Origin of the sequence: Rathayibacter sp. PhB1 (genome assembly GCF_004362935.1) — a bacterium.
Classification (GTDB): domain Bacteria; phylum Actinomycetota; class Actinomycetes; order Actinomycetales; family Microbacteriaceae; genus Rathayibacter; species Rathayibacter festucae.
In genome coordinates, this window is record NZ_SNYD01000001.1 from 248,554 (window position 1) to 265,209 (window position 16,656).

Genomic DNA, 16,656 nt, shown 5'->3' on the forward strand with positions numbered 1-16,656 from the left:
TCCCCAGTGTGCGCCGCTACTTCTTCGTGAGCGAGGACTCCTTGTGGGCGGCCTTCGCGTCGGTCTTGTCGCTCTGCACGATCCAGTAGGGCTCGTCGTCCGAGGCGTTGAACTTCTGCCCCTCGAACTGGAACTCCTTCGTCTTCTTCTCGACCAGCTCGCCGTGGGTCTCGCCCTGCGAGGTGTTCCAGCTGATCTTGTCGCCCTTCTTCACGAGGCGCTTCCTCTCTCTCGTGCCGCACCGGTCGTCCGGGGCAGCGTGATGGTGGTGGTGACGTCGACGATCGCCGGCGTGGCCGGTGCCGACGAGAAGCCGAAGCGGACCGGCGGCGACAGCGGGCCGAGCGCGCCGAGGTCCGCGCCGTCGAGCGAGGCGGTGACCCCGAGGATCGAGCGGATGGCGCGGACGCCGTAGTACTCCCGCCTGCCGTGGCCGGCCGAGCCGGCGGTGCTCACGCCGCGCACCAGCACGGACGCGACCGGGGAGATCGCGGTCAGCCAGGCGGGGTGCTCGGCGAGCGGCCGCGGCACGACCCGCAGCAGGCGGCCCAGCGGAGTGAGCCCGCCGAGCCGCAGCGCGATCGAGAGCGGGCCGGCCGTGGCCTCGATCCCGCCGTCGACGCGGTGCCAGGCGACCGGCGCGAGCCGCACCTCGTCGAACGAGTACGTCGACCCGATGAAGTCCGCGACCTCGTCCGTCGGCGCGATCAGGAGCCTGTGCCCGTCCGCCCGCTCGACCATGGCGTCGGCGAACGCGCCGAACGGCGTGCTCTCCCACAGCCCGAGCACGATCCGGGTGCCGGAGGCCGTGCCGAACCCCGCGATGCGCCCGCTGAAGCGCAGGCGCCGCGAGGTCCGGCCCGGCCCGGTCATCAGGAGGCGGCGGAGCGCAGCAGCGTGAAGGACGCGTCGCGCACGATCAGCGTGGTGACCTCGCCCTCGACGACCTGCTCCGGGTCGCTCGAGGCGGCCAGCTGCCACTCGGCGCCGGGTGCGTCCGGCACCGTGAACTCGACGCCGTTCTCGGCCGAGTTCAGCAGCAGCGCGAAGCTGGCGCTGCCCTCGGAGCGGAAGACGAACGTGATCGAGCGGGCGTCCGGGTTGTCCCAGTCCTCGTCGGCGAATCCGGCGGCGTCCGAGCGCAGGATGTCGACGGTCTCGGGGCCGTCGCCGGGGGCCCGGCGGAACCACTTCGGCCGCAGGGCCGGCTCGGCCTTCCGCAGCGCGATCAGCTCGCGGGTGAAGGCGAGCAGGTTGAGGTCCGCGTTCTCCCAGTCGAACCACGAGATCTCGTCGTCCTGGCAGTAGGCGTTGTTGTTGCCGCCCTGGGTGCGCGCGATCTCGTCGCCGCCGAGGATCATCGGCACGCCGGCCGAGAGCAGCAGCGTCGCGAGGAAGTTGCGGCGCATCCGGGCGCGGCGCTCGTTGACGGCGCCGTTGTCGGTCGCGCCCTCCGCGCCGTTGTTGGAGGAGCGGTTGTCGCTCTCGCCGTCGTTGTTGTCCTCGCCGTTGGCCGCGTTGTGCTTGCGCGAGTAGGCGGTGAGGTCCGCGAGGGTGAAGCCGTCGTGCGCGGTGACGAAGTTGACGCTCGAGACGGGGGAGCGCTTGTCGGCCTCGTAGACGTCCGGCGAGCCGAGGATCCGCTGCGCGGTGGTGCCGAGCACCGAGTCGGCGCCGTGCCAGAAGTCGCGCACGTCGTCGCGGAACTTCCCGTTCCACTCCGACCAGTCGGCGGGGAAGCCGCCCACCTGGTAGCCGGCGGTGTCCCACGGCTCGGCGATCATCTTGACGGGGGCGAGCACCGGGTCCTGCGCGATCAGGTCGAGGAAGGCGCTGTGCACCTCGGCCTCACCGGTCTGGCGGGTGAGCGTGGTCGCCAGGTCGAAGCGGAAGCCGTCGACGTGCATCTCGGTCACCCAGTAGCGCAGCGAGTCCATGATCAGACCCAGTGCCGCGGGGTGCGCGACGTTGAGACTGTTGCCGGTGCCGGTGGTGTCGAAGTAGTTGGCGCGGTCGTCCTCGACGAGGCGGTAGTAGGAGCCGTTGTCGATGCCCTTGAAGGACAGCGTCGGTCCCTTGTCGTTGCCCTCGGCGGTGTGGTTGTAGACCACGTCGAGGATGACCTCGAGGCCCGCCTCGTGGAACGCCTTGACCATGGCCTTGAACTCGTCGACCTGCGAGCCGTCGTCGCCGGCGTGCGAGTACTCGTTGTGCGGCGCGAAGAAGCCGAGCGAGTTGTAGCCCCAGTAGTTGCGCAGGCCCTTCTCGACCAGGTGCGAGTCCTGCACGAACTGGTGCACCGGCAGCAGCTCGACCGAGGTCACGCCGAGGTCGGTGAAGTGCTTGATCGACGCGGGGTGCGCGAGACCGCGGTAGGTGCCGCGGACGTTCTCGGGCACGTCGGGGTGCAGCTGCGTGAAGCCCTTGACGTGCACCTCGTAGACGACCGTCTCGTCCAGCGGGATGCGCGGGGCCTCGTCGCCGGTCCAGTCGAAGGAGTCGGGGTCGGTCACGACGCAGCGCGGCACGGCGGCCGCGTCGTCGGCGTCGTTGCGGGTGTCGGCGTCCTCGTAGAACTGGCCGAAGACGTCCTCGCTCCACTCGTAGCCGCCCTCGATCGCGGTGGCGTGCGGGTCGAGCAGGAGCTTGGCGGCGTTGTGGCGGAGGCCGTTGGCGGGGTCCCAGGGGCCGTCGACGCGCAGACCGTAGCGGGTGCCGACCGTCATCTCGGGGACGATGCCGTGGAAGACGTGACCGGTGCGCTCGGAGAGGGTGACGCGGGTCTCGGCTCCGGAGGAGTCGAAGAGGCAGACCTCGACGCTGTCCGCGGTCTCGGAGTAGACGGCGACGTTGGCGCCGGCGTCGCCGCGCAGGGAGACGCCGAGGGGATAGGGGAAGGAACGGGGAGATGCGGGCATGCGACCATCCTGACGAACGCTCCCTGAGCGGTTCTCGCCCTTGTCCGGCGGGGCACGGGCCGGTACTGTTCCGGACCCCTCTCCACGCGCCACCCTGGCGCGAGCGGCCCGCCGAGGCATATAGTCAGCTGGCTTACTAATGGAGCTCCGGACCGGATCCTGGGCGGAGGAGGACGGCATCATGGCTCTCGCAGCAGCTCGGCGCCGCTGGATCGGACTGATCGTGATCAGCCTCGGCGTGGCGACGATCATCGTCGACTCGACGATCGTGAACGTGGCGATCCCGTCGATCGTCGCCGACCTCGGCATCACCTCGACCCAGGTGCAGTGGGTGCAGGAGTCGTACACCCTCGTCTTCGCCGCGCTCCTGCTCGCCTTCGGCACCCTCGCCGACCGCTGGGGCCGGCGCCGGATGCTCGTCGTCGGCATCGCGCTGTTCGCGCTCTCGTCCGTCGCCGCCTCGCTCGCGGCCACCGGCGACCTGCTGATCCTCTCGCGGGTGGTGCAGGGCGTGGGTGGCGCGATGGTGCTGCCGTCGACGCTCTCGCTGATCAACGCGACATTCCGCGGCAAGGAGCGCGCGATCGCGTTCGCCGTCTGGGGCTCGACCATCGGCGGGATGACCGCCGTCGGCCCGCTGCTCGGCGGCTGGCTCACCACCGACTTCTCCTGGCGCTGGGCCTTCGGGATCAACATCCCGCTCGGGATCGTCATCGTCGTCGGCGCGCTGCTCTTCGTCGACGAGTCGAAGCAGCCGGACGCGGGCCGCGTCGACCTGGTCGGCGCGCTGCTCTCGGTCGTCGCCTCCGCCGGCCTGGTCTTCGGCCTGATCGAGGGCCGGAGCCTGGGCTGGTGGCTGCCCTCGCCGGTGCCGGTCGCCTTCGTCGTCGCGGTCCTCGCCACGATCGCGTTCGTGCTCTGGGGCCGGGCCCGCGAGCGCGCCGGCCGCTCGGCGATGCTCTCGCTCCGGCTGTTCCGGCTGGCCTCGTTCCGCAACGGCAGCATCGCCGCGATGATCGTCTCGCTCGGCGAGTTCGGCATCATCCTCGCCCTGCCGATCTGGCTGCAGAACGTGCTCGGCTACACCGCCGTGCAGACCGGTCTCGTGCTGATCGCCCTCGCGCTCGGCTCGTTCGTCGCCTCCGGCTTCGCAGGCGCGTTCGGCAACCGCGTCTCCGCCGTGGTGATCGTCCGGGTCGGGCTCGCGGCCGAGATCGTGGGCGTGGTCGGCATCGGCGCCGTCGTCTCCGACACGACGCCGTGGTGGGCGCTCGTGCCCTTCCTCGCCGTCTACGGCTTCGGCGTCGGCCTCGCCACCGCGCAGCTGACCGGAGTGGTCCTCCGCGACGTGCCCGTCGAGCTCAGCGGCCAGGGCTCCGGCACCCAGTCGACCGCCCGGCAGATCGGCTCGGCCCTGGGCATCGCGGTGCTCGGCACGATCCTCTACACCTCGACCGCGGGTGTCCTCACCTCGTCGCTGGAGGAGCAGGGGCTGCCGGCCGCGCAGGTCAGCAGCACGGTGGACGCCGTCGTCGACTCCTCGGGAGCGGCCATCGCCGGACTCGCGGCCGACCCGGGCACGGCGGACGTCGCCCGCGCGGCCGGGGAGGCGCTGTCGGACGGCACGCGCTTCGCCGCCTTCGCCGCGGCGGGCTTCCTCGCCGTCGGCTTCGCGGCGACCCTCTCCCTCGGCGTGGCGCCGCGCGAGGAGAAGCGCGAGTCCGCCGAGCCGGTCGGCTCGGGTCCGATCAGCTCAGCGGAGCCGCGTCGTCGGCGGTGAAGACGATCTTGCCGATCGTGCGGTCGGTGCCCTGCGCCCGCCGCGAGAGCACGGTGATGACGTCCTCGAGCGGATGCACGGCGCCGGCCGCGGGGACGAGCTCGCCGGAGACGGCGAGCGAGACGGCCCGGCCGATGCGCTCGGCGCTCGCCGTGACGATCAGGTTGCTCACCTTCGGGCGGCCGCGCCGGACGCGGCTCGCCGCCTGGGCGCCGAGGTCCGGGCCGCTCGGCACGAGGGTGGCGTAGCGGCCGCCGTCGGCGAGGAGGAGCGCGGCGTCCCTCGCCGGCAGGTGCCCGGAGACGTCGAGCACCGCGTCGAAGCGGCCGCCGAGCACACCGAGGTCGAGCAGGCGGTAGTCGTGCGGCTCGGCGCCGAGCGCACGCAGGGTGTCGGCGGACGCGGCCGAGCCGGTCGCCGCGACGGTGCAGCCCGCGCGGAGCAGCAGCTGCACGACGAGGTTCCCGATCGCGCCGGAGCCGCCGCCCACCAGGATCTGCTCGCCGGCCCGGACCCGCAGGGCGTCGACCGTGCCGATCGCGGTGCCGCCGGACATCGCCAGCGTCACTCCCTGCACGTCGTCGAGGGCGTCGGGCAGCGGGACCAGCGAGCGGCCGCGGACGATCGCGGCGTCGGCGAAGGCGTCGCCGTCGCGGGTCATGCCGACGACGCGGTCGCCGATCGAGACGGAGTGGTCGCCGGGGCCGAGCGCCTCGACCGTGCCGGCGATGTCGAGTCCGAAGCCGTACGGGCGCTTCCGGCCGACCGCCATGATCCGGGCGGCACCGGAGAGGATCTTCTCGTCGGTCGCGTTGATGCTCGCGGCGCGCGTGCGCACCAGCACCTCGCCGCGTCCGGGCATCGGCACCGGGGCCTCCCGCCAGGACAGCACGTCCGGTCCGCCGAACCGCTCGTAGCCGAGTCGTCGCAATTCCCGCTCCCGTCGTCGCGCCGCCGAGGCGGTCGTCCTCCGAGCCTAGGCGCTGGCCGCCCGGTGCTACCGTGGCGGCCATGAGCGCAGACGACAGCCCCGAGTTCGCCGGATTCACCAGCGGAGGCTCGGCGAACGTCGAGCACCCGGACGACGTGCAGCCGGCCGACGCCGACAACGAGGAGAGCACGACCCCCGAGGAGAGCGCCGACCCCGACCACCCCTACGACTCGATGGCCGAGAGCGGCACCGAGAACGCCCCGGAGGACGAGGTCGGCTCCCGCGAGGACGAGGAGGGGCTGCTCGCCCCCGGCAGCACGGCCGAGGGCGCGGGCACCTCGCTCGGGGCCGTCCCGGTCGAGGCGCGGCGCGAGGCCGAGCCGCTCGGCGCGCACGACGGCGAGGCCGGCTCGGGCCAGCTCGCCGACGAGCGCTGGCGGCAGAACGGCGTCGATCCGCTCGGCTGACGCCCTCCCGCGCGGGGCCCCGCGTCCAGGAACTACTCCGGTTGCTCGGAGGAGCCCCCCTGGCGGGCCCCGTACGGTTCCGGAGGACGCGGCAGGCCCGCCGCGTGGACGGAGAGTCTCATGTCGTTGCTGTTCAACCGCACCCGGGAGCTCCGCTGGACCCCGGACGAGCGGAAGGCCCTCGCGGAGGCCGTGGCCGAGGACCGCGCCCAGCTGTGGCGCAGCGTCGGCGACCTGGACCGCACGGTCGTCGTCTCGACCGAGGACCCGGGCGTCCGCGGAGGCGCCCGCTGGCCCACCGATCACCGCGCCTTCCTCCGCGTCGAGCGCGGCCCCTCCGTGGTGCTGGCCACCGACGGCCTCAGCGATCCCTTCGACCGCCTCGCCCGCCCCGGCACCGGCCTCGGGCTCGAGCTGTGCCTCGAGACCTCGGCGCTGCGCGGCATTCCCGCGGCCGACCTCTGGAACCACTGGCAGTTCCGCGTGCTCTACGAGGCGGCGCGGCTCGCCGCACTGCAGGGCGTGTGCTGCCGCACGGGCGTCGACACGGCCACTCTGCCGGGCGCGGCCGCACCGGCCGCTTGGGCGGACGAGCGCGGCTCGGTCGGCGTGCTGCTGGGCCTGCGCGGCGGCGGACTCCCCGAGCGCCTCGAGCTGGCGACGGGCGACGTCGAGCTGGTGACCGTCACCCCGCTCTGGCCCGAGGAGTACGCCTGGGCCTCGGTCGACACGACCGCCCGCGAGGAGATCGCGTCCCGCCTGCGCGCCCTGCCCCACGACGAGCTCGTGCACACCGCCCGCCCCCGCGTGGTCTGAGCACCGCGGAGCCGGTGGATCTCGATACGCGCCCTGCGGGCGCTACTCGATCAGCATGAGGGGCGCGGCGGCCGCCTGCTTGCCGGTCGAGCGGCCGCCCGTTTGCCGGTCGAGCGGCCGCCAGCATGCTGGTCGAGTAGCCCCGAAGGGGCGTATCGAGACCCGGCGTCCTCAGCAGGCGGGTCTGCAGGCTCGTCGTCCGGCGGGGGTGGATCTCGATACGCCCGCTGCGCGGGCTACTCGATCAGCATGAGGCCGCGGATCAGTGCATCGAGGTCCGGGGATCAGGCGTACTCCGGGTATCAGGCGTGCTCCGGGGGCTCCTCGGTGAGCACGAGCTCGCCGGTGCTGTTGGCGTGGGCGATCAGCTCGTCGATCCAGGCGCGGTTGAGCGCCGGGCGCCGGCCGCCGTGGAAGCGGAAGTGCAGCGGCGTGGTCGGGTGGATCCAGACGGAGCTGCGGCCGTAGCCGCTCGACTCCGGCTCGGTCCAGGAGAGGCTGAACGACTCGTTCCGCCGCATCTTCGCGAACATCGCCACCTTGAGGTGGGCGAGCAGTCGATCGTCGAAGTCGATCTCGAGTGACTGCGGCCCGTAGATCAGTCGTCCCATGCTGGCGAGGATACCGCCGCGGCGCGCTCCGGGCGGGTCGGACCGGGAACGGCGAACGCCCCGTCCAGCGGATCCGAGGATCGCGGTGGACGGGGCGTTCAGAGGTCGTTGCGACCCGGAGGCCGTGTGACGCTGGAGTCGGTGATTACTCGCCGACGCCGCGGATGTTCGCGGCCTGCGGGCCCTTGCGGCCCTGCTCGACGTCGTACTCGACGTGCTGGTTCTCGACGAGCTCGCGGTAGCCCTCCTTGGCGATGGCGGAGAAGTGCGCGAACACGTCGGCGCCTCCGTCGTCGGGAGCGATGAAGCCGAAGCCCTTTTCGGAGTTGAACCACTTAACGGTGCCAGTAGGCATTTCTTTTCCTTACGTGATGGTGACGCCCGCGTGAGCGGCCGTCGTTAGATTTCGCACAGCTGTGCGGTACCCGGTCCGCTCGTCCGCCGCGGGTGAAACACGCGTCGGCCGGTCGATCCGGGTCGTCTGGGGGCGGAGAGCGCGGCTCCTCGTGGGGAGTGCGACTGCGCGGGGGAGAACGTCCCGCTCACCGAGAGTGTCGGAGAAGCGGGGGTCGAACGAGGAACGGCGCGGCTTCCGCGGCGTCCTGTGAAGGGCGGTACCCGCGGGTGAGGCGGGCGTTCGAACCGGCGGATCGAGGGCGATGCACTCGATCGTTGCGGTCTCTATCAGGGGCTGAGTCTCTTCGTCGTCGTGCGACTTCTCAGCCGTGGAATTCGGGCGATCGCCCAGGAGATGTCTCCACTCTACGGGAGAGGAGCGCCCGAGCGCGACCGTCGGGCCCAGACCGGCTCCTCGCGCGGCCCGCGCCTGTGGCACGATGCAACTCCGGGTGCGGCTCGCGCACCCCTCACGGCGAGGTGTCGATGCTGCTCACGACTGCCGGGCTCCCGAGCGCCGAGGCCGCCGACGCGGATGCGCTCGAGGTCCGCCGCGAGCAGGGCGAGGTCGGCGTCGCCTGCGCGCGCCGGGCCGGGGGAGTGTTCGCGGGCGCGTCCGCGCTCCACCTGGTGATGCTCGTGCCGACCGAGCTGCCCGCCGTGCTGCCGAGCGCCCTCCTCCTCGTGATCAGCGCCGCGATCCAGCTCTCCTCGCGCCGGGCCGGCCCGAGCGGCGCGCGGGCCGTGATCGCCGGCCTGGTGCTCGGCGTCGTCGCGCTCGCGGCGTTCCTCGGCCCGGGCGTCCCCGACGGCGACCGCACCGTGCTCAGCTGCGTGACCATGCTCGCCTCGATGGCGCTGCCGGCACCGCTGCTCGCGATCGGCTCGTCGGCGCGGCTCGGCTGGGCGGCCGTCCTCGGCGGCGTCCCGGCGCTGGCCCTCGGGATGGCGGCGACGACCGGCTCGGGACGGGCGCTGTTCGTCGGACTCTCGGTCGTCGTCTGCTGGGTCGTCGCCGTCATCGGCGCCCGCTGGCTCGCCTCGAGCGTCGAGCGCGCCCACGCCGGCACCACCCGCCTGCGCACGGCGCACGCCGCCGAGCGCCGCTCGAGCGAGAGCGAGGCGCAGCGCCGCCGCGAGGCGCGCCTGATGCACGACACCATCCTCGCCACCCTCACGCTGCTCGCCCACCGCGGCGAGGGCGTCCCCGTCGCGACGCTGCGCTCGCAGGCGGCGGCGGACCTCGCGCTGCTGCGCCGGCTCGACCGTGCCGATCCCGCTCCCGCCGACTCCGCGGAGGGGAGCCCGGCGCCGGCCGAGGACGCGGGCAGCGCGCCCTCGGTGCTCGCCGAGGTCGGCCGCCGCGCGGAGGCGCTGGGCGTGCAGGTGCGCTGGCACTCCGGCACGGCCGCGCCCGACGCGCCGCCCCTGCCCGGCGCGGCGCTCGACGCCCTCGCGCGCGCGGCGGGGGAGTGCCTCGAGAACGTGCGGCGGCACTCCGGCGCGACGACGGCCCACGTCACGCTCGACGAGGGGGCGGACTCGGTCCGCGTGACCGTCGCGGACGCCGGGCGCGGCTTCGACCCCGCGGCCGTCCCCGCGTCGCGGCTCGGCCTCGCGCAGTCGGTCGTCGGGCGGATCGAGGCCGTCGGCGGCTCGGTGCGCGTCTTCTCCGCGGTCGGCGCGGGCACCACCGTCCTGCTGAGCGTGCCGCGATGACCGCGCCGATCGCGGCCGGCGACCGCGCCGACCGCTCCGCCGGATCCGACCGCGCCGACCGCGCCGACCGCGCCGACCGCGCCGACCGCTCCCACCGCTCCCACCGCGCCGGAGAGGGCACGCTCGTCGAGCTGGTCCGCGCGGCCGGCGAGGGGCCGAGGACGCTCGACTCGGTCCGCCAGCGGATCACCCGCACCCATCGCCTGACCGCGAGCTACCTCAGCGCCGGCTTCCTCGCGATCACCGTGGCACTGGTGGTCCGCGGGCTGGCGTCCTTCCTCTGGGCGCTGAACGACCGGTCGGCGACCGGGCTGTCCGGACTGTCCTGGGCGCTGGTGCTCGCCGCGCTCGCGGTGGGGATCGTCGTCGTGGTGACCCGGCACGGCGAGCTGCCCCGGCCGGTCTTCGCGGGGGTGCTCGCCGTCGACGCGGTGGCGATGGTGCTGGAGTTCGCCGACTACGCGCTGCCGGCGCCGGCGCCGCTCTATTACCCCACGGTCTGCATCGGGGTCGGCGCGACGGTGATCGCGCTGCTCGGCTTCCAGCCGCCGTCGCGGAGCACCGCGGCGATCATCGTCCTCGTCGGGCTGAGCCTGCTCGGGCTGCTCGCCCACGCGCTGATCTCCGGCGAGGGGTCGAGCATCGCGGTCGGCAACGTGCTGCTGGCCACGACCCCCGTGGCGGTCTACGCCTCGCTGCTCACCGCGCTCGACCGCCACGTGCACCGCGGGCTCGACCGCACCCTGGCCGACAGCGTGGTCGACGGGCCGGGCACCGGTCCGGGCAGTCTCGCGGCCGTGGAGCTCGCGCGGGTCGACGCGGAGATCGCGGAGCTGCTCGAGGAGGTCGTCGCCCGGGGCGCCGCGCCCGACGCCGACCTCGGCGAGCGGGCCCGGGTGCTCGGCGACCGGCTCCGCGAGGTGCTGGCGCGCAGCCACGACCGCACCTGGCTCGTGATCGCCGTGGAGGAGTCCGCGCTGCTCTCCGGGGCGGTCCTCGTCCGCGACCCGCGGGGGATCGCCGCGGCTCTGGCGCCGCCGGACCGCTCGCGCCTGCTCTCCGTCCTCTGGCTGCTCACCGCGCAGGCCGCCGCGGGCCGGCCCGCCCTCGAGCTGGTGCTCGCGCAGCGCGAGGACACGGCGGTGCCGGTGCGGATCGTCCTGCGCGCGCCGGGCCTGCGGCCGCGGGACGTCGATCCGGCGGTCTGGGGGATCCTCGGCGAGATCGGCGCGCACCGGGCGTCTCCCGAGGGCACGGGCACGACGATCGAGCTGGACCACCGCCCGCCGGGGCGGTCGGCGTGAGCGCGGACGCCGGGACGGCGACCGGCGAGCAGCCCGGGATCGCCCTCGCGATCCTCGACGACCACCCGATCCTGCTCAGCGCGCTCACCGAGTGGATCAACCGCTCCGGGGCCGAGATCCGCGTCGTCGCGACGGCTTCGAGCTGGACCGGTCTGCTGGCGCATCCGCGCTTCCCCACCGACGTCGTGCTGCTGGACATCGACCTCGGCGACGACCTCGACCTCGCGATGAAGATCCGCACGATCACCGCCGCCGGCGCGGCCCCGGTCATCATCAGCACCCATTCGCAGGCGGAGATCGTCGCGGGGGCGCTGGAGGCCGGAGCGCGCGGCTACCTGGTGAAGAGCGAGCGGACGGAGGTGATCCTCGAGGCGATCCGCACCGCGGCGCGCGGGGAGTGCTTCCTCACCCCGCAGACCCGGGCGCTGCTGGGCGGCGGCGGCACGGGCCCGCTGACGGCCCGCGAGCGCCGGATCGTCGGGCTCTTCGTCGAGGGGCTCTCGCTCAAGCAGGTCGCGACCGAGCTCGGGATCACCCAGGACGCGGCGCGCAGTTCGCTGCGGAACGCCCGGGCGAAGTACCGCGCCGAGGGCGTGGGCGTGAGCACCAAGATCGCGCTGCGCCGGCAGGCCCTGCGCGACGGGATCATCGGGCGCACGCCCTAGCGGCGCGGCCGACGATCACGTCGTGGTCGGCGACCGGCTCGGGTCAGACGGACTCGTCGCGCTTCTGCCGGGCCGGCTCGGCCGGGCGGTCGGGGCCGTTCCAGACCGAGACGATGCCCCAGGCGACCGCGGCGATCGGCACGGCGAGGACGGCGCCGACGATGCCGGCGAGCACGGTGCCGATGGTCAGCGCGATCAGCACGATCAGCGGGTGCAGCTTGAGCGAGCGGGCCATCACGACCGGCTGGAGGAAGTTGCCCTCGAGCTGGTTGACGGCGATGACGACGATGATCACGATCAGCGCGGCCAGCGGGCCGTTCGCGACGAGGGCGACGAGCGCGGCGAGGATGCCGGCGGCGGTCGCTCCGACGATCGGGATGAAGGCGGTGAGGAAGACGATCACGGCGAGCGGGAGGGCCAGCGGCACCTGCAGGATCGCGAGGGCGACGCCGATGCCGATCGCGTCGACCGCGGCGACGGTCGCCGTGCCGCGGATGTAGCCGCCGAGGACGTCGACGGTCTTGCCGCCGACGCGCTTGGCGCGGTCGTAGCTCGAGCCGGTGAAGGGGCGGAGCAGGAACTCCCAGATCTTCGGGCCGTCCTTCATGAAGAAGAAGAGGACGACGATCATCAGCACCAGGCCGGTGACGAAGTTCGCCGCGGCCGCAGCGCCGGCCAGGGCGCCGGAGCCGAAGGAGCTGGAGGTGAGGAAGTCGACGACGCTCTGGCGGGCGTCCTCGATCTGCTGCTCGTCGATCTGGAACGGCAGGTGCTGCACGTAGTCCTGCAGCGAGGCGATGCCGTCGGAGGCGCTGCTGACCAGCTCGTCCCACTGGTCGCGGACGGCGACGGTGATCAGCCAGCCGATGGCGCCGAGGATCGCGAGCAGTCCGATCAGGGCGATCCAGGTGGCGAGGATCGACGGCACGCCCTTGCGGCGCATCCAGGCCAGGACGGGGTGGATCGCGGATGCGAGGATGATCGCGATCAGCACGGGGATCAGCACCAGCGTCAGCTGGGTCATCGCGAGGACGAGGACCGCCGCGAGCGCCAGGACGACGAGCACCTGGAGGCAGCGCAGGGCGAAGCGCCCGAGTCCGTCGGTCCACACCGTCGGCCGCCGCTCGGCGGGGGGAGTGGCCGGGGAGGCGGCCGGGGAGGCGGCCGGGGGGACGGTGCGGTCGAAGAAGCCCATGGGGGGAACCGTAGTGGAGGGACGGGGCGCGGTTCTCCCGCTTGACGGCCGCGCGGTCGCCCAGGAGACGGGGTCTGCCGGGCGGCGGCCGGATCGGGCGTGGAGTGCGGAATCGGTTGCGTCCGGTCGACTCCACTGAGCAGAATCGCCTGTTCTGCGGCGAAAAGGAGCGCAGAGGTGCGGAATCCATTGCTTCGACGACGGAATGCGCACTAGGGTCGCCGTGTCCATGCAAGCGCATGGGGTGCGGGACCCGAACCCGCGCCGCAGTCGCTCGCCGGTGCCCGCCGCCTGCCGATCAGGCGGCGGGTCCGCGCTCGTCCGGGACGACCGCGCTACGCGGCGGGGACCCGGACGGTCAGTCCGCCGGGCTCGATCCAGGTGCGGAACGCCGACGTCGTCCCGAACGGGTCGCCGTCCAGCTCGATCTCCTGCGGCTTCTCCAGGCGCACCACGAGCTCGTGGCCCTTCACGTAGCGCAGCGCCGAGACCTCCTTCGTGAGGCCCATCAGCTTCGTGCCGACCACGCCGCTGCGGCGCAGCACGCCGTTCTCCCAGACCACCTTGAAGATGATCTGAACCCAGCCGAAGAAGCCCTCCGGGCGCAGCAGCACGATGTCGAACTCGCCGTCGTCGACCGCGGCGTCCGGCAGCAGCAGGATGTTCGCCGGCAGGGCGCCGCAGTTGCCCACGATGATCGTGTGCGCGCGCACCTTGCGCGTCTTCGCACCGTTCAGGGAGTAGCGGAACTCGAGCTGGTTCTTGTCCAGCAGGGCCTTCCGCAGCGCGTCGACGTAGGCGAGCCAGCCGGCCCGCTTCTTCAGGTCGTCGTCGGTGTTCGCGAGCATCTTCGCGTCGATCCCGAGACCGGCCATCACGACGTAGGAGCGCCGGTCGCGGCCCTTCGAGGTCTCGATGTCGATCACGCCGATGTCGATGGCGCGGTCCTCACCCGAGAAGGCGACGGTCAGCGCGTTGTCGACGTCGTCGAGCGTGAGGTTCAGATTGCGGGCGAGCAGGTTGCCGGTGCCGGAGGGCAGCAGCGCGAGCGACGCCTTCGAGTCCTGCAGCGCCTCGGCCACCACGCGCACGGTGCCGTCGCCGCCGGCCGCGATCACCATGTCGACGCCCTGCTCGAGCGCCTCCCTGGTCTGGCCGGCTCCCGGGTCCTCGACGGAGGTCTCGAACCAGAGGGTCTCGTCCCAGCCGGCGGCCTCCTGGGCGCGCGCGACGGCGGCCTTCACGGCCTCGAGGTCGACCTTGACGGGGTTGTAGACGATCGCGGCGCGGCGGAGCTCAGACATCGGCGCCGTCCTCGTCCTCGTCGAGCTCGTTCCCGTCGGCGTCGACCCGGCCGGGGCGCACGGCGGCGTCGTCGCGGATGTCGATGCGGGTGTCGCCCGCGGGGGTGGTCGTCACGTCGATGCGCGGGGCCGCGTCGGCCTCCGTCGCCTTCGGTGCGCTGGTCAGCTGGTCTCGGCGATCATCCGCCTTCTGGTCGCTCATGCCTGGACGGTAGCAGCGCGATCGCGAGCGCCGCTCGGGGTTGCGTCGGCCTCGGCGGCCGCTCTCAGCGCGGGGTCGAGCGGGCGGCCTGCAGCCCCCAGAGCACCAGCGGGATCTGCAGCGGCAGGCGCAGCAGCGTGATCGCCCGGGTCCGCGGGCGGCGGGCGTCGAGGGCCATCTGCACGTTGGCGGGGAAGACCCCGGCCATCAGGGCGGCGGAGGCGAGACCGCCGGCGGCGCGGGTCGGCGGCCAGAGGGTCGTCGCGGCGCAGGCGAGCTCAGCGACGCCCGAGACGAGCACCCAGCCGCGGACCGAGCCGGGCATCGCCCGCGGGACGGCGCGCTCGAAGACGGCGGGGCGCGCGAGGTGGATCACGCCGGAGACCGCCATCGCGCCGACGAGCGCGAGCGGGCCGGCGCCGAGGCGGGCCGCCCCGGCGCGGGCGGAAGCGCGTCGCCGGAGCACGCGGCGGCTCATCGTCCCTGCGCCCCGCGCTCGAGCGGAGCGACGTGGTCGAGGATCCGGCGCCACTCGCGCACCAGCGCCAGCCGCCCGGTGCCGTCGACGGTCGCGGAGCGCGCGTCGGCGAGCCGGGAGCGGAACCAGCGCGCGTCCTCCGAGCCGGCGACCGGGTCAGCGTCGCCGTTCACGATCAGGACCTCGGCCGTGACCCGGTCGAGCTCGTCCGCCCAGGAGCCGTCGCGGAGCGCGACCAGGTCGGTCGCGGCGCCGCCGGGGCCCTGGCGCCAGCCCTCGCCGAGCATCCGCTCGAGCCGGTTGCGCAGCCCGCCGTTGCTCTCGAGGACCGGGTCGCCGGGGTCGACGCCGAGCGAGTCCAGGCCGGGCACGTCGGCGGGGAGCGTCGCGGCGATCCCCGCGACGTCCTCGCCGGGCAGGGTCTGCCGCCGCTCCCACGCCGTCGTCGGGTGCACGAGCGCCCCGGCCTGCGGGGGAGCGGGGGTGCCGACGATCGCGATGCGGTCGACCAGGTCCGGGTGCCGTGCGGCGAGCGAGAGCGCGAAGGCGCCTCCGGAGCCCCAGCCGACCACGCCGACGCTGCCGAAGCGGGCGCCGTCGACGTCGCGGGCGGTGCGCTCGGAGCGGCGGAGGTACTCCGCGAGGTCGTCGGCGCGGTCCTGGACGCGGCCGTGCTGCGCGTCGACGGGATCGGAGGCGCCGTAGCCGGGGCGGTCGAGGATCAGCAGGTGCAGGCCCCACGGGCCGGTGACCAGCGGGTCGGGGTCGAAGCCGCCCGCGCCGGGAGTGGGGTGGCAGAACACGACCAGCCGGTCCGCGATCGGGTCGCCGGCGGCCGAGACGCCCATCCCGCGTCCGGACCGCAGCTCGAATCGGTGGTTCGCCATGTCTCCTCCAGAGTGCCGCCGTCGGTCGGCGGAGCGACCCCAGTCAACCGGAGGCGCGGGGTGCGCCGCTGGGGATTGTGCGGGGGCGTGGGCATCGTGGCCTCCCCGGGCCGCCCGCCGCCACCCCCTGGCGCGGTCCGTGCGGCGCGGAGGAGAGTGGGCGTTCCGGCAGAGCGCCGGGCGAAGGGAGAGCGGCGATGAGCAGCGACAGCAGCAACGGCACCGAGGACGAGAAGACCGAGAAGACCGAGGACCTCCCCGACGGCACCGGCACCGACACCTCCAGCGGCGGCGGCGACACGGACACCGTCTCGGGCGGCGAGCCGGACGACGAGTAGTCGCCGCGGCACGCTCGGCGACGAGAAGAGGGGCGCCACCGGTGATGCCGGTGACGCCCCTCTCGTCGTTCTCCGAGGTCAGACGACGGGGCCGTTGCCCTCGCTGGTGCGGCGGGTGACCTGCTCGCCGCTGGCGGGGTCGACCGCCGAGCGGGTGGTCGAGACGGCCTGGCGGCGGCGGGTCATCAGGACGAGGCCGAGGATGAGGCCCACGGCTCCGGCGGCCATCAGGATGTAGCCGACCAGCTTGAGGTCGACTCCCGACACCTGGACGTCCACGGCGAACGCGAGGACCGCGCCGACGACGAGGAGGAAGATCCCTGCTCCGATGCTCATACGTGCTCCTTCTGCGTGCGCCGGCGTGCGCGGGAGGCGCGATGGGCACCGGCGGGCGACGCCCCACCGTAGTGCCGCGGCGCCCCGCGGCCGAAGCCCTATCCCCCACCGCCGGCCGGGGTGTAGGCGGGACATCCATGTTGATCGAGTAGCCCGCGGAGCGGGCGTATCGAGATCCACCACCGTCAGCACCAGAGTCTGCAGACCCGCCCTGCTGAGGACGTAGGTCTCGATACGCCCCTGCGGGGCTGCTCGATCCGCATGGATGCGTCCCTGCGGGGCTGCTCGACCAGCATGGAGGGCCGCTCC

General features: G+C 73.6%; 19 protein-coding genes. 7 read left to right on the forward strand and 12 right to left on the reverse strand.

Features of this window, described 5'->3' with window-relative positions; translation table 11 throughout:
• Nucleotides 1–16: 16 nt before the first annotated feature.
• The 3 genes from EDF17_RS01175 to glgX are packed head-to-tail and all read right to left on the reverse strand — an operon-like array spanning nucleotide 17 to nucleotide 2,918.
• Nucleotides 17–214 (reverse strand): DUF2945 domain-containing protein, encoded by a 198-nt coding sequence (locus EDF17_RS01175; protein ID WP_056866275.1) that lies wholly within the window; start codon nucleotides 212–214, stop codon nucleotides 17–19.
• On the reverse strand, nucleotides 211–873 hold the full coding sequence (locus EDF17_RS01180; RefSeq protein ID WP_123444797.1) for a hypothetical protein: 663 nt from the start codon (nucleotides 871–873) through the stop codon (nucleotides 211–213). Before EDF17_RS01180 ends, EDF17_RS01175 begins: the two co-directional genes overlap by 4 nt.
• Nucleotides 873–2,918, reverse strand: a complete 2,046-nt coding sequence (gene glgX, locus EDF17_RS01185) for a glycogen debranching protein GlgX (RefSeq protein ID WP_123444798.1) — start codon at nucleotides 2,916–2,918, stop codon at nucleotides 873–875. Before glgX ends, EDF17_RS01180 begins: the two co-directional genes overlap by 1 nt.
• Nucleotides 2,919–3,099: 181 nt before the next feature.
• Here glgX and EDF17_RS01190 point away from each other — a divergent pair, with 181 nt between their 5' ends.
• Nucleotides 3,100–4,698, forward strand: a complete 1,599-nt coding sequence (locus EDF17_RS01190) for a DHA2 family efflux MFS transporter permease subunit (protein WP_123445337.1) — start codon at nucleotides 3,100–3,102, stop codon at nucleotides 4,696–4,698.
• Here the strand turns inward: EDF17_RS01190 and EDF17_RS01195 are convergent.
• Entirely contained in the window at nucleotides 4,667–5,629 is a 963-nt protein-coding gene (locus EDF17_RS01195) for an NADP-dependent oxidoreductase (protein ID WP_123444799.1), read from the reverse strand. The genes EDF17_RS01190 and EDF17_RS01195 overlap by 32 nt on opposite strands.
• Nucleotides 5,630–5,709: 80 nt before the next feature.
• Here EDF17_RS01195 and EDF17_RS01200 point away from each other — a divergent pair, with 80 nt between their 5' ends.
• On the forward strand, nucleotides 5,710–6,096 hold the full coding sequence (locus tag EDF17_RS01200) for a hypothetical protein (protein WP_132434935.1): 387 nt from the start codon (nucleotides 5,710–5,712) through the stop codon (nucleotides 6,094–6,096).
• Between the two features lie 120 nt (nucleotides 6,097–6,216).
• A complete protein-coding gene (locus EDF17_RS01205; protein WP_123444801.1) occupies nucleotides 6,217–6,912 on the forward strand; it encodes a suppressor of fused domain protein in 696 nt (231 codons plus the stop codon).
• A gap of 302 nt (nucleotides 6,913–7,214) precedes the next feature.
• Here the strand turns inward: EDF17_RS01205 and EDF17_RS01210 are convergent, their stop codons facing one another.
• Both EDF17_RS01210 and EDF17_RS01215 read right to left on the reverse strand, forming a co-directional pair.
• The gene (locus EDF17_RS01210; protein WP_123444802.1) at nucleotides 7,215–7,523 is read right to left on the reverse strand and encodes a hypothetical protein; all 309 of its coding nucleotides are present in this window, start codon (nucleotides 7,521–7,523) and stop codon (nucleotides 7,215–7,217) included.
• A 145-nt stretch (nucleotides 7,524–7,668) separates the two neighbouring features.
• Complete coding sequence (locus EDF17_RS01215) at nucleotides 7,669–7,878, reverse strand: cold-shock protein (protein WP_123444803.1); 210 nt, start codon at nucleotides 7,876–7,878, stop codon at nucleotides 7,669–7,671.
• A 527-nt stretch (nucleotides 7,879–8,405) separates the two neighbouring features.
• On the opposite strand from EDF17_RS01215, the gene EDF17_RS01220 reads away from it, so the two are divergent.
• Genes EDF17_RS01220 through EDF17_RS01230 form a run of 3 tightly spaced genes read left to right on the forward strand, consistent with a single transcriptional unit; the run spans nucleotide 8,406 to nucleotide 11,607 of the window.
• Nucleotides 8,406–9,638 carry an ATP-binding protein gene (locus EDF17_RS01220; RefSeq protein ID WP_123444804.1) on the forward strand — a complete coding sequence of 411 codons (1,233 nt, stop codon included), beginning with the start codon at nucleotides 8,406–8,408 and terminating at the stop codon, nucleotides 9,636–9,638.
• Complete coding sequence (locus EDF17_RS01225) at nucleotides 9,635–10,942, forward strand: hypothetical protein (protein WP_123444805.1); 1,308 nt, start codon at nucleotides 9,635–9,637, stop codon at nucleotides 10,940–10,942. Before EDF17_RS01220 ends, EDF17_RS01225 begins: the two co-directional genes overlap by 4 nt.
• Entirely contained in the window at nucleotides 10,939–11,607 is a 669-nt protein-coding gene (locus EDF17_RS01230; protein ID WP_123444806.1) for a response regulator transcription factor, read from the forward strand. Before EDF17_RS01225 ends, EDF17_RS01230 begins: the two co-directional genes overlap by 4 nt.
• 43 nt (nucleotides 11,608–11,650) lie before the next feature.
• Here the strand turns inward: EDF17_RS01230 and EDF17_RS01235 are convergent, their stop codons facing one another.
• From EDF17_RS01235 to EDF17_RS01255, 5 genes are all read right to left on the reverse strand, one after another.
• Nucleotides 11,651–12,802 (reverse strand): AI-2E family transporter, encoded by a 1,152-nt coding sequence (locus EDF17_RS01235; RefSeq protein WP_123444807.1) that lies wholly within the window; start codon nucleotides 12,800–12,802, stop codon nucleotides 11,651–11,653.
• A 335-nt stretch (nucleotides 12,803–13,137) separates the two neighbouring features.
• Complete coding sequence (locus EDF17_RS01240) at nucleotides 13,138–14,106, reverse strand: diacylglycerol kinase family protein (RefSeq protein ID WP_123444808.1); 969 nt, start codon at nucleotides 14,104–14,106, stop codon at nucleotides 13,138–13,140.
• On the reverse strand, nucleotides 14,099–14,308 hold the full coding sequence (locus EDF17_RS01245; protein ID WP_123444809.1) for a multidrug transporter: 210 nt from the start codon (nucleotides 14,306–14,308) through the stop codon (nucleotides 14,099–14,101). Before EDF17_RS01245 ends, EDF17_RS01240 begins: the two co-directional genes overlap by 8 nt.
• Nucleotides 14,309–14,372: 64 nt before the next feature.
• The gene (locus EDF17_RS01250) at nucleotides 14,373–14,774 is read right to left on the reverse strand and encodes a hypothetical protein (RefSeq protein WP_243732753.1); all 402 of its coding nucleotides are present in this window, start codon (nucleotides 14,772–14,774) and stop codon (nucleotides 14,373–14,375) included.
• An 8-nt stretch (nucleotides 14,775–14,782) separates the two neighbouring features.
• The gene (locus EDF17_RS01255) at nucleotides 14,783–15,673 is read right to left on the reverse strand and encodes an alpha/beta hydrolase (RefSeq protein WP_123444810.1); all 891 of its coding nucleotides are present in this window, start codon (nucleotides 15,671–15,673) and stop codon (nucleotides 14,783–14,785) included.
• Nucleotides 15,674–15,870: 197 nt separating this feature from the next.
• Between EDF17_RS01255 and EDF17_RS19690 the strand changes: the two genes are divergently transcribed.
• Nucleotides 15,871–16,011: a hypothetical protein gene (locus EDF17_RS19690; RefSeq protein ID WP_159423548.1), complete on the forward strand. Its 141-nt coding sequence runs from the start codon at nucleotides 15,871–15,873 to the stop codon at nucleotides 16,009–16,011.
• Nucleotides 16,012–16,089: 78 nt separating this feature from the next.
• Here EDF17_RS19690 and EDF17_RS01260 read toward each other — a convergent pair whose 3' ends face one another.
• The gene (locus EDF17_RS01260; RefSeq protein ID WP_123444811.1) at nucleotides 16,090–16,347 is read right to left on the reverse strand and encodes a DUF6458 family protein; all 258 of its coding nucleotides are present in this window, start codon (nucleotides 16,345–16,347) and stop codon (nucleotides 16,090–16,092) included.
• Nucleotides 16,348–16,656: the final 309 nt, after the last annotated feature.

Bases quoted from the DNA above. Each gene is read 5' to 3' on its own strand.
- EDF17_RS01180 (WP_123444797.1), bottom strand. From the start codon at position 873: ATGACCGGGCCGGGCCGGACCTCGCGGCGCCTGCGCTTCAGCGGGCGC.
- EDF17_RS01240 (WP_123444808.1), bottom strand. From the start codon at position 14,106: ATGTCTGAGCTCCGCCGCGCCGCGATCGTCTACAACCCCGTCAAGGTC.
- EDF17_RS19690 (WP_159423548.1), top strand. From the start codon at position 15,871: ATGAGCAGCGACAGCAGCAACGGCACCGAGGACGAGAAGACCGAGAAG.
- EDF17_RS01200 (WP_132434935.1), top strand. From the start codon at position 5,710: ATGAGCGCAGACGACAGCCCCGAGTTCGCCGGATTCACCAGCGGAGGC.
- EDF17_RS01210 (WP_123444802.1), bottom strand. From the start codon at position 7,523: ATGGGACGACTGATCTACGGGCCGCAGTCACTCGAGATCGACTTCGAC.
- EDF17_RS01220 (WP_123444804.1), top strand. From the start codon at position 8,406: ATGCTGCTCACGACTGCCGGGCTCCCGAGCGCCGAGGCCGCCGACGCG.
- EDF17_RS01225 (WP_123444805.1), top strand. From the start codon at position 9,635: ATGACCGCGCCGATCGCGGCCGGCGACCGCGCCGACCGCTCCGCCGGA.
- EDF17_RS01255 (WP_123444810.1), bottom strand. From the start codon at position 15,673: ATGGCGAACCACCGATTCGAGCTGCGGTCCGGACGCGGGATGGGCGTC.
- EDF17_RS01215 (WP_123444803.1), bottom strand. From the start codon at position 7,878: ATGCCTACTGGCACCGTTAAGTGGTTCAACTCCGAAAAGGGCTTCGGC.
- glgX (WP_123444798.1), bottom strand. From the start codon at position 2,918: ATGCCCGCATCTCCCCGTTCCTTCCCCTATCCCCTCGGCGTCTCCCTG.
- EDF17_RS01190 (WP_123445337.1), top strand. From the start codon at position 3,100: ATGGCTCTCGCAGCAGCTCGGCGCCGCTGGATCGGACTGATCGTGATC.
- EDF17_RS01235 (WP_123444807.1), bottom strand. From the start codon at position 12,802: ATGGGCTTCTTCGACCGCACCGTCCCCCCGGCCGCCTCCCCGGCCGCC.
- EDF17_RS01260 (WP_123444811.1), bottom strand. From the start codon at position 16,347: ATGAGCATCGGAGCAGGGATCTTCCTCCTCGTCGTCGGCGCGGTCCTC.
- EDF17_RS01205 (WP_123444801.1), top strand. From the start codon at position 6,217: ATGTCGTTGCTGTTCAACCGCACCCGGGAGCTCCGCTGGACCCCGGAC.
- EDF17_RS01245 (WP_123444809.1), bottom strand. From the start codon at position 14,308: ATGAGCGACCAGAAGGCGGATGATCGCCGAGACCAGCTGACCAGCGCA.